The sequence below is a fragment of the Hungatella sp. SL.1.14 genome (genome assembly GCF_024460495.1).
GTDB classification, from domain to species: domain Bacteria; phylum Bacillota; class Clostridia; order Lachnospirales; family Lachnospiraceae; genus Hungatella; species Hungatella hathewayi.
The window spans coordinates 17,863-32,834 of sequence record NZ_JANFYJ010000025.1 but is presented as its reverse complement, the minus strand read 5'-3'; the positions used below and the strand labels follow the sequence as shown (position 1 = coordinate 32,834).

General features: G+C 49.0%; 15 protein-coding genes. 2 read left to right on the top strand and 13 right to left on the bottom strand.

The genetic code is table 11. The features are described from left to right. Positions 1-6: 6 nt before the first annotated feature. The 12 genes from NE473_RS23075 to NE473_RS23020 all read right to left on the bottom strand — a co-directional run bounded on the left by NE473_RS23075 (position 7) and on the right by NE473_RS23020 (position 11,712). Complete coding sequence (locus NE473_RS23075; protein WP_155560927.1) at positions 7-666, bottom strand: nucleoside recognition domain-containing protein; 660 nt, start codon at positions 664-666, stop codon at positions 7-9. Between the two features lie 205 nt (positions 667-871). After that, on the bottom strand, positions 872-2,005 hold the full coding sequence (locus NE473_RS23070) for an NAD(P)H-dependent flavin oxidoreductase (RefSeq protein WP_155560926.1): 1,134 nt from the start codon (positions 2,003-2,005) through the stop codon (positions 872-874). Beyond that, a complete protein-coding gene (locus tag NE473_RS23065) occupies positions 2,005-3,747 on the bottom strand; it encodes an acetyl-CoA carboxylase carboxyltransferase subunit alpha (protein WP_256265394.1) in 1,743 nt (580 codons plus the stop codon). Before NE473_RS23065 ends, NE473_RS23070 begins: the two co-directional genes overlap by 1 nt. Before the next feature lie 216 nt (positions 3,748-3,963). After that, positions 3,964-5,304, bottom strand: a complete 1,341-nt coding sequence (locus NE473_RS23060) for an acetyl-CoA carboxylase biotin carboxylase subunit (protein ID WP_006772557.1) — start codon at positions 5,302-5,304, stop codon at positions 3,964-3,966. 11 nt (positions 5,305-5,315) lie between these two features. Continuing rightward, positions 5,316-5,738, bottom strand: a complete 423-nt coding sequence (gene fabZ / locus NE473_RS23055; RefSeq protein ID WP_006772556.1) for a 3-hydroxyacyl-ACP dehydratase FabZ — start codon at positions 5,736-5,738, stop codon at positions 5,316-5,318. Between the two features lie 55 nt (positions 5,739-5,793). Further along, positions 5,794-6,306: an acetyl-CoA carboxylase biotin carboxyl carrier protein gene (gene accB, locus NE473_RS23050; RefSeq protein WP_155560924.1), complete on the bottom strand. Its 513-nt coding sequence runs from the start codon at positions 6,304-6,306 to the stop codon at positions 5,794-5,796. A gap of 10 nt (positions 6,307-6,316) precedes the next feature. Continuing rightward, positions 6,317-7,555: a beta-ketoacyl-ACP synthase II gene (fabF, locus tag NE473_RS23045; protein ID WP_006772554.1), complete on the bottom strand. Its 1,239-nt coding sequence runs from the start codon at positions 7,553-7,555 to the stop codon at positions 6,317-6,319. 181 nt (positions 7,556-7,736) lie between these two features. Next, positions 7,737-8,477, bottom strand: a complete 741-nt coding sequence (gene fabG, locus NE473_RS23040) for a 3-oxoacyl-[acyl-carrier-protein] reductase (protein WP_155560923.1) — start codon at positions 8,475-8,477, stop codon at positions 7,737-7,739. After that, positions 8,471-9,388 (bottom strand): ACP S-malonyltransferase, encoded by a 918-nt coding sequence (gene fabD / locus NE473_RS23035; protein WP_155560922.1) that lies wholly within the window; start codon positions 9,386-9,388, stop codon positions 8,471-8,473. The genes fabG and fabD overlap by 7 nt, the downstream gene beginning before the upstream one ends. A 105-nt stretch (positions 9,389-9,493) precedes the next feature. Continuing rightward, on the bottom strand, positions 9,494-10,417 hold the full coding sequence (gene fabK / locus NE473_RS23030; RefSeq protein ID WP_155560921.1) for an enoyl-[acyl-carrier-protein] reductase FabK: 924 nt from the start codon (positions 10,415-10,417) through the stop codon (positions 9,494-9,496). After that, positions 10,417-10,650 carry an acyl carrier protein gene (acpP, locus tag NE473_RS23025; protein ID WP_006772550.1) on the bottom strand — a complete coding sequence of 78 codons (234 nt, stop codon included), beginning with the start codon at positions 10,648-10,650 and terminating at the stop codon, positions 10,417-10,419. Before acpP ends, fabK begins: the two co-directional genes overlap by 1 nt. A gap of 96 nt (positions 10,651-10,746) precedes the next feature. Further along, the gene (locus tag NE473_RS23020; RefSeq protein ID WP_155560920.1) at positions 10,747-11,712 is read right to left on the bottom strand and encodes a beta-ketoacyl-ACP synthase III; all 966 of its coding nucleotides are present in this window, start codon (positions 11,710-11,712) and stop codon (positions 10,747-10,749) included. A 756-nt stretch (positions 11,713-12,468) separates the two neighbouring features. Here NE473_RS23020 and NE473_RS23015 point away from each other — a divergent pair. Both NE473_RS23015 and NE473_RS23010 read left to right on the top strand, forming a co-directional pair. After that, complete coding sequence (locus NE473_RS23015) at positions 12,469-13,434, top strand: transposase (protein WP_155560919.1); 966 nt, start codon at positions 12,469-12,471, stop codon at positions 13,432-13,434. A 143-nt stretch (positions 13,435-13,577) separates the two neighbouring features. Next, positions 13,578-14,000, top strand: coding sequence for a DUF2000 domain-containing protein (locus NE473_RS23010; protein ID WP_006772547.1), 423 nt, complete (start codon positions 13,578-13,580; stop codon positions 13,998-14,000). A gap of 94 nt (positions 14,001-14,094) precedes the next feature. Here the strand turns inward: NE473_RS23010 and rsmI are convergent, their stop codons facing one another. Next, complete coding sequence (gene rsmI / locus NE473_RS23005; protein WP_039891248.1) at positions 14,095-14,946, bottom strand: 16S rRNA (cytidine(1402)-2'-O)-methyltransferase; 852 nt, start codon at positions 14,944-14,946, stop codon at positions 14,095-14,097. Between the last annotated feature and the right edge of the window lie 26 nt (positions 14,947-14,972).

The window sequence follows — 14,972 nt, the reverse complement described above, 5'->3', positions numbered from 1 at the left end:
TGCAGGTCAGCGGTCCATCAGCCTGCAGTATATCACACCTACGATTGTTGAGATCAGGGTAGCAACAAGGGCAGGCCCCACCACCGCATCCGGATTTAAGCTGCCGTACTGACTTCTGTATGCGATCATATTTACCGGAATAAGCTGCAGCGATGAGATATTAATAATCAGGAATGTACACATCTCATTGCTGGCGGTTCCCGGCGGCATAGCGCGTGGTCTTTTCTTCACCTGACGCTTTTTAGAGCTCTCCAGACTGTTTTTATCCAATCCCGTCTGTTCTTCCTCTCTCCGCTCCTCCTCCAGCTCCTGTAGGGATTCCATGGCCTTTAAGCCGGCTGGCGTAGCTGCCCATCCCAGGCCCAGGATATTGGCAATGATATTGGTTGCAATGTGGTCCATGGCAGGATGGTCTTTCGGAATTCTTGGAAACAGGAAGCGGAGCACTGGGCCCATCCGGTGAGACAGCCGTTCAATAAGCCCCGACTTCTGACCGATTTCCATAATTCCACTCCAAAATGACATAACCCCCAGCATGGTAATACAAAGCATTACCGCTTCTTTTGCAGAAGAGAGAGCGCCATCAGTAACCGCGCTTAAATTCCCATGAAATGCCGCCCACAAAACACCTGCCACCATCATAAACGCCCAAAGATAATTTAACATACCATTTTAACCGCCGTGATGATTTTAATAATATTTTATGATTGCGGAAATTTATTTATACCATCAGCTAATTTAGAATCCGGTATCTGGTATATGAAGCTGTTTTTTGTATAACTCTAAAATCACTCAAAAAAGGCCGTAGAAAGAAAGTATATTTCCTCTCTGCGGCCTTATATTCTCAATCTGAAAAACCAGTTCTTCTCTCTTACTCACCCAGCAGTGATTTCAATACCTCATCCACCGTCTCAATCCGCTCCGCCCGGAACGCATTGCTCCCGCAGAACACCAGTCCTTCATCCGTATGCCCCTCGGCGGAATTTACCAGCGCTTTGGTTATACAGTAAGGAATCGTCTTCTTGTCGCACTTTTCGAGACACTGGTAGCAGTGCTCCAGCTTAAACGGAGTCTGGCCGACACCGCTTAAAAAGGCGTTATGAATTGCCCGCCCCGGCATGCCCACAGGACTTTTTGTAATCACGATATCTTCTTTGGAGGACCGGATATAAGCCTGCTTGAATTCCTCGGGCGCGTCGCACTCTACAGTAGTTACAAAGCGGGTCGCTACCTGGACGCCGTCGGCTCCTAAATCAATCTGGTGCATCACATCCTCATGGCTGTAGATGCCCCCTGCCGTCACCACCGGAATCTTTGTCTGATACTTCTCCGCGTATTCCCCTACCAGACGGATAATCCCCCTGATTTCCTCATCATAGGCATCCTGGTGATAGGTGTGCTCCACATCCGGCGTATCCACTCCCAGCTCAGTTAAGGATTCTCGTGAAAATCCCAGGTGGCCTCCGGCTAACGGTCCCTCAATCACCACCAGATCCGGCACACGTCCAAACTTGCGATCCCACATCTTTAAAATAACCATGGCTGACTTGACAGATGATACAATCGGTGCGATTTTTGTCTTTACCGTCTCTCCAAGCCCGGCCGATTTCATTTCTGCCGCCGCTTCGGCTAAATATGCCGGAAGACTGACAGGAAGCCCCGCTCCCGAGATAATAATATCCGCACCGGCCTTTATCGCCTCTTTGACATACATGGCATAATTTTTCGTTGCCACCATGATGTTAAATCCAATCACACCTTCCGGGGCAATCTCCCTGGCCTTCTTAAATTCTTTACCAATCGCTCTTAAGTTTGCTTCCAGCGAATGATCCGCAAAATCCGGCTCCTTAAAACCGATCTGTGCGGTAGAAATGATTCCCATGCCGCCTGCTTTTGCCACTGCGCCTGCCAGGGATGAGAGGCTGATTCCAACTCCCATTCCGCCCTGAATAACCGGCTTCGGAACTACGAGTTCTCCTATTACCAATGGTTTTAAATTTCCCATTACATTCTCCTAAATCTGTCATACCGCCCGGAGGCGATTTCTTCTTTCTTCATGGCTGCGTATTTATCGAAAAACGCCTCCATGGCGGTCTCCATCTCCCCGGCTAAAGTTGTCAGGTTCTCTGCCGAAGCCGGCTCCTCTTCTGCAATAATTCTCTCGATCAGTCCCAGCTCCATTAAATCCCTGGCGGTAATCTTCATAACGCGCGCCGCGTCGCTGGCCTTCTTGCTGTCTTTATAAAGGATGGAGGCAAACCCTTCCGGAGACAGGATCGAATAAATAGAATTTTCCAGCATCCAGACTTCATTGGCCACCGCCATTGCGAGCGCACCGCCGCTTCCGCCCTCTCCGATTACGATGGAAAGTATTGGAACGGTGATATCGGCCATTTCAAACAGATTCCGGGCAATCGCCTCTCCCTGGCCCCGCTCTTCTGCCTCCAGTCCGCAGAACGCACCTGGCGTATCCACAAAACAGATGATGGGACGGCCAAAGGTCTCCGCCTGCTTCATCAGGCGCAGCGCTTTTCTGTATCCTTCGGGGGATGGCATTCCGAAATTGCGCCTGATATTGTCCTTTGTATTCTTTCCCTTTTCCTGTCCGATGACGGTCACGGGCATGCCGCGGAAGGAGGCGATGCCGCCCACGATGGCTCCGTCGTCGCCAAAGTAACGGTCTCCATGGAATTCCATAAAATCATCAAATACTGCATTGATATAATCACTGGCTGCCGGGCGTTCCGCGCTTCTGGAAAGCTGTACGGTATCCCATGGCGTCTTTTTATTCCTGCGGTTTTTCGCCTTTTTATCTTTTCCACTGAAGGCTTCTGGTTTTAAACAGTTATCCACAGGGGAAAATGATTTTTCACCGTTTTGTGCCCATGTATGTGGATGATGATGCTTTAAAATGGCGGCAATTGTGGATTTCATGTCCTCGCGCTTTACGATTTTATCCACAAAGCCGTGATCCTGTAAGAACTCGGAACGCTGGAAGCCCTCCGGCAGCTTCTGGCCAATGGTCTGCTCGATAACCCTGGGACCCGCAAAGCCGATTAACGCCCCCGGCTCCGCCAGAATGATATCGCCCAGCATCGCAAAGCTGGCCGTCACGCCGCCTGTCGTCGGATCAGTCAGAACACTGATAAACAGCTGTCCCGCGTTGTGATGGCGCTTTAATGCCGCAGAGGTCTTCGCCATCTGCATCAGGGACACGATTCCCTCCTGCATTCTGGCGCCGCCGGAACAGGCAAATATGATAACAGGGAGCTGTTCCTTTGTGGCACGCTCCACCGCCCTTGCAATCTTTTCACCGACCACGTGACCCATGCTGCTCATGATGAATCTGGCATCACAGACGCCTAAGACCGCAGGCTCGCCGCCTATGGTACATTTTCCGGTTACAATGGCTTCGTTTAATTTCGTCTTCTCCCTGGCGGCTTCGATTTTTTTTTCATATCCGGGGAAGTTCAGGGGATTGGCAAATTCCATTTCTTTATCCCATTCCTCGAAGCTGCCTGCATCCGCGGTCATCTCGATTCTGCGGTAAGCGTGGACACGGAAATAACCTTTACATTTCGGACAAATATAAAAATTGTTTTTGACATCCTCTGCGTAAATAGGCTGACCGCATTTGTTGCACTTTCTCCACAGACCGGCCGGGATGTTCGGTTCGTCTGCCTTGTCGGGCGTTTTATATTTGCTGTCGATAAGTGTGTAGGTTTTTTTAAACATGTCTCTTAACATGGTTTTTGCTCCTTTAAGAAAGAAAAATGAGGATTAGGGAGAGGCAGCTGTGAGGTGATTAGGATGATACATCCGCAGTGGACAGCCATGGAACGCCTTTGGCGTCCCATGGCTGTCGGGCATTCGCCCCATACCCAGATGAAACTCCGCATTCTCAGATACAAGCGAGCTTGCATCTGAGAATACGAAATTTCATCTGGGTGCACTGCTCATTGCTTACGCAAAGTATTTCGGTATGAAATCTGTGTCTATATCTCCAGCCTGATATGCTTCGTGACTCAGGATATCGAACTGAAAGTCTACATTTGTCTCAATTCCCTCTATAATCAATTCTCCCAGCGCGCTTCGCATCTTGGCAATCGCCTCTGTACGGTCTTTTCCATGAACGATCAGCTTCATCAGCATGGAATCGTAGTTTGCCGGGACTTTATAATCATTATAAATGTGGGTGTCTACACGGACTCCATTGCCTCCCGGTACGTGGACATTCGTAATCAGTCCGGGACACGGCATAAAGTTCTTTTCCGGATTTTCTGCATTAATTCTGCATTCGATGGCATGGCCTGTGAGTTTTATGTCATCCTGGGACACACTTAACGGCTCTCCTGCCGCCACACGAATCTGCTCTTTTATCAAGTCCAGTCCAGATACCAGCTCCGTTACCGGATGCTCCACCTGGATTCTTGTATTCATTTCCATGAAATAAAAGTTCTTATGCTTATCCAGCAGAAATTCTATGGTTCCGGCATTCTCATAACCTACAGCCTTTGCCGCACGGACCGCCGTATCTCCCATCCGCTTCCGCAGTTCTTCAGAAATGGCAGCGGACGGAGATTCCTCCAGCACCTTCTGGTGGCGTCTCTGAATGGAACAGTCACGTTCTCCCAAATGGACGACATTTCCATACTTATCTGCCATAATCTGAAACTCGATATGCCTTGGCTTCTCAATATACTTTTCAATATACATCGTATCGTCAGAAAATCCCTTAACAGACTCCATCTGGGCATTCTGGAAATTTGCATCGAAATCTTCCGGACCTCTGGAGATACGCATGCCCTTTCCTCCGCCGCCTGACGATGCCTTGATCATCACCGGATATCCGATTTTTTCCGCTACGAGACGGGCCTCCTCCACTTCGTGGACAGCCTCCTTGCCGCCTGGAACGACCGGAACTCCGGCTTCCATCATGGTCTTTCTCGCCTCGGATTTATTGCCCATCTTATTGATAATCTCAGCGGATGGACCGATAAATGTAATATTGCATTTTTCACACAGTTCCGCAAATCTGGCGTTCTCCGAGAGGAAACCAAATCCCGGATGGATGGCATCCGCCTTCATCGCCACCGTGGCAGTCAGAATCCGCTCCATATTTAAGTAACTCTGGGTGGATGGCGCCGGGCCGATGCAGATGGCCTCATCTGCCAGAAGCGTATGCAGACAATCACGGTCCGCTTCAGAATAGACCGCTACCGTCTTGATTCCCATTTCCCGGCATGCCCGGATAATACGCACCGCGATCTCGCCGCGGTTTGCGATCAATATTTTATCAAACATATGACGTCCACCTATCCAATCATAAATGTCAGTTCCGCGGAAGCGGCGATTTTACCGTCGACCGTTGCTACAGCCCTGCCAACGCCTACCGGCCCCTTGCGCTTGATGATTTCACATTCCAGACGCATGCGGTCGCCCGGAACTACTTTATACTTGAACTTCGCTTTGTCGATTCCGCCAAAAAATACCAGTTTTCCCTTATTTGCCTCTTCACTTAAGATAGCAACTGCTCCTACCTGTGCCAGCGCCTCAATTCTCAGTACACCCGGCATAACCGGCTCCTGCGGAAAATGCCCCTGGAAATACGGTTCATCAAACGTAACACATTTATATCCCACGGCACGGACACCCGGTTCCAGCTCTTCAATGCAGTCTACCAGCAAAAACGGATGCCTGTGAGGAATAATTTCCTCGATTTCCTTAATACCTAACATAACGCTCCCTCTTTTCAACTTTTCTTTCCTGTCAGTAACGGTCTTATATGCCCCTTTACCGGATTCTGAACAGCGGCTGGCCGTATTCCACCACATTTTCATTGGAGACGAGGATGGCTTCTACAACGCCGTCATACTCGCTCTCGATTTCGTTCATCAGCTTCATGGCCTCGATGATTCCAAGGGTCTGCCCCTTCTTTACCGTATCTCCAACCTTGACAAACGGCTCGGCATCCGGTGAAGAGGAATTATAAAAGGTTCCAACCAGCGGTGACGCCACGATTTTATCAGAATCAATGGCCTCCGTTGTTCTTCCTGCAGTCTGCGCACCTTCACTTCCGCCTGCTGCCGCCGATGCAAAAATCTCTGCTGCCGGAAGCGCTGCCATCTCCAAAGCCGCGCCTGCTGCCGGTACCATCTGCTGCACCGTGCTGTTTCCCGCTACGGTTATAATCTGTTCTTTTTCTTTCCTGATGGAAAGCTTTAAATTACCTTCCTCTATTTTAAAGCTGGTCAGGCCATTCTCTGAAACCGCCTGCATCAGTCTGATGATATCATTGATCTCCATATCCGGCCTCCTACTGCTCGAACTTCTTCACTAAAATACTGGCATTATGACCGCCAAATCCAAGAGAGTTGCTGATTGCCACATTTACTTCACAGGAAACGCCCTCGCCCTTCGTGTAGTCTAAGTCGCAGCCTTCTCCCTCCGTCTCAAGGCCAGCCGTTGCGTGAACAAAACCATCCTGAATCGATTTCACACAGGCAATGAATTCCACGCCGCCCGCAGCACCCAGCAGATGGCCGATCATGGACTTGGTTGAGTTGATCTTCACCTGTTTTGCATGGTCTCCAAGCGCCGATTTGATTGCCATGGTCTCAAATAAATCGTTGTGATGCGTGCTGGTTCCGTGTGCGTTGACATAATCCACATCCTCCGGTCTGATACCGCCGTCATTTATGGCATTCACCATCGCTCTGGCAGCTCCGCTTCCGTCCTCTGCAGGAGATGTGATATGGTAAGCGTCACAGGTTGATCCGTATCCGATCACCTCAGCATAAATGGCCGCATTTCTTGCAAGAGCGTGCTCTAAAGACTCCAGAACGACAACACCGGCACCCTCTCCCATAACAAAACCACTTCTGTCCTGATCGAAAGGAATGGAAGCGCGCAGCGGGTCTGTCACCGTAGTGAGAGCAGTCAGAGAGGTAAAACCAGCCACGCCGATCGGTGCAATACTGGCTTCCGTTCCTCCGGCAACCATGACGTCCGCCTCCCCATACTGAATGGAGCGGAATGCTTCACCGATGGAATGAGTTCCTGTGGCACAGGCCGTTACCACGTTAAAACATTTTCCCTTTAATCCGAACTGGATTGCCACATTTCCTGCTGCCATATTGCAGATCATCATCGGTACCAGGAGTGGATTCACACGGCCCGGCCCCTTTTCCAGAAGCTTTTTGTGCTCCCGTTCCATAGCCTGAAGACTTCCGATACCGGATCCCAGACAGACGCCTACGCGGTACGGGTCCTCCTGTTCCATATCAATGCCGGAATTCTCCAAAGCTTCCTTTGAGGCCGCTACTGCAAACTGGGAGAAACGCTCCATACGTTTTGCGGCCTTCGGGTCCATATAGTTCTTAGCATCAAAATCCTTTACTTCGGCCGCAAGCTTTGCCTTGTAATCCGTTGTATCAAACTGGGTAATCGGTCCGATTCCCACTTTTTTTTCTTTCAGTCCGTTCCAGAAACTCTCTACATCATTTCCGATCGGTGTAATTGCGCCCATACCGGTAACTACAACTCTTGTCTTCATATCGCTCTCTCCTTATTACATTATAACTCTCGCCCTACCGTGCATCTTCTTGTTTTCAAAATACATGAAAACAAGAAGCTCGGGCGTTCCGCCCTATGTCAGATTGTACGGAAATGTGCTTATACATGCGAGCTTGTAACACACATTTCCGTACAACCTGACGCACTGCCGAATAGTTACGTTACATCGCCATTCCGCCGTCCACGCAGATCACCTGTCCGGTAATGTAGCCAGCCGCACCGGATGCCAAAAATGCTACCGCACCGGCAATATCCTCAGTGGTTCCAAAATGTTTCATCGGGATCTGTTCTGTCGCTCCTGCCTTAACCGCATCGGACAGAACCTCCGTCATTTCCGTCTCAATAAATCCTGGAGCCACCGCATTCACCGTAATTCCCCTGCTGGCCACTTCCCTGGCAAAGGATTTTGTCAGTCCGATCACACCGGCCTTGGCCGCACAGTAATTGGCCTGCCCCGCATTGCCGAGCACACCGGAAACGGAAGAAATATTGATGATTCTGCCGCCTCTCTGCTTAATCATCTGCCATGCCACATGCTTCATGCAGTTAAACACGCCCTTCAAATTGGTATCGATCACTGCGTCAAAATCCTCTTCCGACATTTTCATCAGAAGGTTATCCTTTGTAATTCCGGCGTTATTTACCAGAATATCGATGGAGCCATACTTCTTAATGACGCCGTCCATCATGGCCGCAACGCTTTCGAAATCAGATACGCTGCACTGGATCGCTTCCGCTTTCCCCCCGCCTGCCGTAATCTCATTTACTACCTCTTCCGCACGTTTCGCGGAACCATTATAATTTACAATGACGGTCGCGCCTTCCGCAGCCAGACGAAGCGCGATCGCCCGCCCGATTCCTCTTCCGGCACCGGTCACAACAGCTGTTTTTCCTTCTAACATTCCGGCATCCTCCCAATATCTTCGAGTTTTTCTATATTAATGACTTTTACATCTCTTGTTATCTTTCTCATAAACCCGGCCAGTGTCTTTCCCGGCCCGATTTCTATAAATGTGTCCACTCCATTCTGCAGCATGGCTTCCACGCTCTGCTGCCATCTGACGGAGGAAGACACCTGCTTCTCTAAAAGCGGTCTCACATCCTCTGCCTTCGTCACGTACTGAGCCGTAACATTGGCGACATACGGAATAACCGGAGTATGGATCGTCACACCGGCCAGTACCTCACCCAGCTTTCTGCCGGCTTCCGCGAGCATGGCGGAATGAAATGGTCCGCTGACATTTAACATGACGGCACGCTTTGCTCCCGCCTCCAGCAGCTTTGCATTAGCCTCTTCCACTGCCTCTTTCCGTCCCGATATGACGATCTGGCCCGGACAGTTATAGTTGGCGATGGAAACATCGTCAATACCGCTTAATACCTCTTCTATTTTAGATGCATCCAGTGCCAGGATGGCGGCCATGGCTCCGATTCCCACCGGAACCGCCTCCTGCATGAGGATTCCTCTCTGTCTTACGGTACGGATCGCATCCGCGTCGCTCATCACGCCCGCGGCAGCAAGTGCAGGGTATTCTCCCAGGCTCAGTCCTGCAGCCACATCCGGCCTCACGCCTTTTGTCTCTTCCAGAACACGCATCATGGCGATGCTGGCAGTTACCATGGCGGCCTGTGTGTATTCCGTGATATCCAGCCTGTCGTTCTTCTCAAAGCACAGCTCCGGCACAGAAAATCCAAGCAGCTCTGACGCCATGTCAAAGATCGCTTTTCCAGTCTTTGTATTCTCGTAAAAATCCTGGCCCATTCCACAGTACTGTGCACCCTGTCCCGGGAAAATAAATGCAGTCTTGCTCATAATCCGTAACTCCTTTTTTCAATTGCTGGTCCGGCAGTTTCTGATCCGTACCATCATTTTTACTTACCTGACCGGCAGTTTCCATGTCCGTTCCGCCGTTTTTAATTAGCGGTTCAGCAGTTTCTCTGCCTGTTCCATCATCTCATCAATCATTTCCTTACAGGTCTGAGTCTTGCTGATCATACCTGCAATCTGGCCTGCCATGACGGTACCGTTTGTGATATCGCCCTCCTGTACGGCCTCCCTCAGCTTTCCGAGAGTTAAGTACTCCAGTTCCTCGAAGCTCTTGCCTTCCTGTTCCAGCTTTACGTATTCCCTGGTCATCTGATTTCTTAAACATCTGACCGGATGGCCGTGGGAACGTCCCGTAACCGCCGAATCGATGTCCTTTGCCTTGATAATGCGCTGCTTATAATTCTCATGTACAATGGACTCGTCAGAAACTACAAATCTCGTGCCGATCTGTACTGCCTCCGCGCCAAGCATAAATGCCGCCGCAATTCCGCGTCCGTCGCCGATTCCGCCTGCCGCGATAACCGGTATGGAAACGGCATCCGCGACCTGAGGCACCAGTGTCATGGTAGTCTGCTCGCCGATATGGCCGCCGGATTCACATCCTTCTGCTACAACCGCATCTGCGCCATACCGTTCCATTCTCTTAGCCAGTGCCACAGAAGCCACAACCGGAATAATTTTAACTCCGGCAGCCTTCCACATCTCAATATACTTCTCCGGGTTTCCGGCTCCGGTGGTTACCACACCGATTCCTTCTTCCACAACAACCTTTGCCACCTCATCGGCATGAGGGCTCAGCAGCATGACATTGACGCCAATCGGCTTGTCTGTCAGCGCTTTCGCCTTGCGGATCTCTTCTCTGACCACTTCGGCCGGAGCATTGGCTCCGCCGATCAGTCCCAGCCCGTCGGCTTCCGATACAGCAGCAGCCAGATGATGTTCCGCAACCCAGGCCATTCCACCCTGAATAATCGGGTGTTTAATTCCTAAAAGTTCCGTTATTCTGGTTTTCATCAGCCTTCCACGCCCTTTGCTTTTAAATAGTCCATAACCGCACCTACAGTTGTCAGCTTCTCTAAATCTTCAGAAGGGATCTCTACAGAGTACTCATCCTCCAATGCCATAACAAGTTCGAATAAGTCCAGGGAATCTGCTCCTAAATCCTCTTTAAAGGAAGATTCTGCTGTAACGGCCTCTGCGTCTACATTTAACTGCTCTGCGATAATCTCTTTCATCTTCTCTAACATGGTTTCATTCTCCTCTTCACTTTTCCATCTTTTATTTCATTCATCTTTTTAATATTTATCTAATTACTTTGATTTTCAAAGTATTAGTCTTTTTAATTACCACTCCAGAAGAGTGGTTCCCCAGGTTAACCCTGCACCAAAACCGGCTAAAAGCAATTTATCGCCCGGCTTCAATTTTCCTTCGCGGTTCAGCTCATCTAAAAGGATGGGCACCGACGCTCCGGAAGTATTACCATACCGCTCTAAATTCGCTGGAAACTTATCCATCGGTAATTTAAGTCTTTTCGCTATGGATTCGGAAATCCGGTAATTGGACTGATGCAGAATAAAATATTTAATTTCCTCTAATTCGGTTCCGCTTCCGGCAAGTGTCTTTTTGATCGCCTCCGGTACGGTCTTAACCGCAAATCTAAAAACTTCCTGGCCATCCATGGACATATAGCCTAATTCCGGTTTCTTTCCTGTCAGGAAATTTCCCGTAGTGCGTCCGCCGCATTTTAAAACATCGCCTTTCGTTCCGTCCGCACCCATAGTCAGCCCTATGACTCCGGTGTCCTCTGCCCTTACGACAGCTGCTCCCGCCCCGTCTCCGAAGAGAACGCAGGTGCTCCGGTCATTCCAGTCCACCAGTTTGCTGAGTGTATCCGCCCCGATCACAAGCCCCGTCCGGTAGATCCCCGCAGACAGAAAGCTATGTACCGTGTTTAATGCAAAAACAAATCCCGAACACGCAGCACTTATATCAAACGCCACCGCATTGACCGCGCCGACCGCGGCCTGTACCTCGCAGGCACCATTTGGAAAACAGCAGTCACCCGAGGAAGTCGCAAGTACGATAATGTCCAGCTCTTCGGGCTTTATCCCTGACTGCTCAATCGCCCTTCTCGCCGCCTCTGCTGCCAGATCGGTTGTTCCCGATTCCGCCGCTGCAATCCGTCTTTCCCGGATTCCGGTTCTCGGCCTGATCCATTCATCGCTGGTATCCACGATCTTTGCCAGATCGTCATTGGTTACCACCTGTTTCGGCACAGCCGAACCTGTTCCTATAATTCTAGTCGTCATAATTTCCCCCATTCGTGCTGTGATACACACATCCAGGTAAATGGGAAAACCCGTGGTTTTCACCTGTCTCTGATATTTTTCGTTTCAAATATTTTGATATTCAAACCAATTCTATACAATCCCAATTCGTTTGTCAAGAAAAATTTTTGAGTAGTGGCTGCAGGTTGCTACTATTTCCGGCCAGCCCGGCACCTCACCGCCCACTTTGGCTCTGGCGCTTTCCCCGGCCATTCCTGTTCCGGTTTCGGGCATAAGCAGAGGCTATTTTAGTTAAAAAAATCAATTTCTCTTGCTTTTCACTCTAAAATGAAGTATTATATATTGTAAATTGATGTATTCAGTTACACCCTGAAGTTATTTCGTTTTTATCTAATTTTTTTATCTAATTTTTTCAACAAAATAAGCGAGGATTCCCCCACCGCTACAGTTGGAGGGCTTAATCGCCAAAAACAAACTTAACGGCAGTGGTGGACATATATCCCCCACTGACATGAAGTCAAGACTATCCGGCACCGGATAAAAAGCAGCAAAGCTGCTGTGTCATTTTGAATGATATATGGGTTCAAAATGTAGATTGAAATAATTCCGGCACTTCGCCAATAGAATCCAAAACAAAGCAAAACTATTAAAAGTAAATAATAACAAAAGGAAGAGTAAAAAGAGCTCCAACACTTGTATTTTACGTAGATGCCCTCTATAATTATGGTATGGAATTCTTCTCTTCCTGCGTAAAATTGAAAGCGGGAGTACATGTGTATGGGGAAAAAGGATATTGCCCTGGCCAGATATTTTGAAGATGAGGACAGATATGCGGATCTGATTAACGGATACGTGTTTTCCGGGGAACAGGTGGTATCCGGCTCGGATATCTTAGAAAAAAATATCCTGGTGACCGGTGTTTTGGGGACAGTGAGAAAGTGGTTTGCAGTCCAGAAATACCGTGATGCGGTAAAGCGGGTAGTCATGGGGATGAACTTTGCGGTTATCGCTCTGGAGCATCAGGATCTGGTTCATTATGGGATGCCGGTCCGGGTCATACTCGAGGATGCCGCCGGATACGACGAACAGATGCGGAGAATCCAGAAAAAGAATCGAAAGGCCAGGGGCCTGTCGAGAGGGGAGTTTCTCGGCGGTTTTCGGAAAGAAGACCGGTTAAACGCAATTTTTACCATCGTTCTGTACTACGGTGCAGAACCGTGGGATGGCGCAGGGGATTTGTATTCGCTTATCAATTTTGAGGAGATACCAGAAGGTCTGAAGAATCTGTTTAACAACTACAGGCTGCATGTTCTGGAGGTCAGACGTTTTAAAGATACCGATCTCTTTCAGACCGATCTGCGGGAAGTATTTGGGTTTATAGGGTTTTCCGGGGATAAGGAAGCAGAGCGCAGTTATGTGTTTGGACACCGGGAAAGCTTTGAGCAGCTGAGTGAAGATGCATACGATGTAATCACCGTGATGTCCGGATCGAAGGAACTGGAAGCAGTAAAGGAAACATACAGAGAGAAAGGAGAAAAAATCAACATGTGCGAAGCGATACGGGGAATGATTGAGGATGGAAGGATAGAAGGAAAACTGGAAGGAAAATTAGAGGCGGAGCAGATTATGGCGAAAAATATGTATTTACGGGGTATGACAGAAGAAGATGTGGCCGGCTTGTGTGAGGAGGATATCGAACTGGTGAGGGGCTGGTTCCGTGATTGGAAAAAAGTGAAAAACTGAAATGCTGTTACGGAAAAAGAGAGACACCTGACTGCAGATAAGAAATCTCCCTTTTCTGTATCCTGCAATATGCCACATCGTTCAAGAAATTTCGCCGGACAAGTGGTAAAATAAAGCAACAAACAGAAAAGGAAGTAATACAAATGGATTTGCAGAATGAAAAATGTGTAATGGTCATCGATGAGACACTCCCTGCCGGCCTGATCGCCAACACGGCCGGAATTATGGGAATCACGCTTGGCAAAGAGATGCCGGATACCGTGGGACCTGACGTCACGGACAAGACCGGCTGCTCCCACCGGGGAATCATTCAGTTTCCGGTACCTGTTTTGAAGGCTGACGGTGCGAAGATACGGGAATTGAGGGAACAGCTTTACCGTCCGGAATACGCTGATCTGACCGTGGTAGATTTCTCCGATACGGCACAGAGCTGTAAGACTTATGATGAATTTATCGATAAGGCCGCTGCCACCGAGGAAAAATCATTTACCTATCTCGGAATTGCAATCTGCGGACCAAAAAAAACCGTGAATAAGCTGACAGGATATCTTCCTCTGCTTCGCTAGATACAACGGTATTACACCATCTGACCAATATATGAAAAGCCGGATCTTCTCGATCCGGCCCTTTATACGGAACCAGCAGTTCCATGATCCCCTTTTACTTCATCAGCTGCTGATAAACATCCCTTTTACTGATTCCCCGGTCCTTTGCCACCATGCGCATGGCTTCTTTTCGCTCTATTCCCTGTTTCTCATACAACTCCATATGTTCTTCCAGAGACATCTCCTCAAACGTTTTCATCCGCTCTTCCCTGATTTCACTGATGCTCTTTCCTTCGATTACAACAACGCACTCGCCTCTCGGCTCCTCAGTCTCATAGACCGCCAGTGCCTCTTCAAACGTAGTCTGAAATGCCGTTTCATACCGTTTCGTCAATTCCCGGCATATCGTAATTCTCCTGTTTCCCAGGGCCTCCCTCAGCTCCTCCAGCGTTCTGACCAGCCGGTGAGGCGCTTCATATAGAATAATGGTTCTCGTCTCCCGTTTCAGTTCCTCCAGAATCCACTGTTTTTCCTTCTTATCCGAAGGGAGGAATGCTTCAAAGCAGAAACGCCTTGTAGCCAGTCCCGATATCGTCAGAGCCGTGATACAGGCCGCTGGCCCGGGCAGAGATGTAAGCGGTACTCCCGCCTCATAGCACTGTCTCACCAGTTCTTCGCCTGGATCAGAGATCCCGGGCGTTCCCGCATCTGTAATCAATGCAATCGAAACCCCATTTTTCATCTGCTCCACCAGATACTTAGCCTTGTCCACTTTATTATATTCATGATAACTTGTCATAGGCGTCTTAATATGAAAGTGGTTTAACAGCTTAATGCTGTGCCGGGTGTCCTCCGCCGCAATCAAATCCACTTCCTTTAATGTATTCAAAACCCGTAAAGTAATATCATCTAAATTACCAATGGGCGTCGCACATAAATACAGCTTTCCTGTTTTCTGATTTTCCATCTGCTTAACCAACTTTTCCATTATAA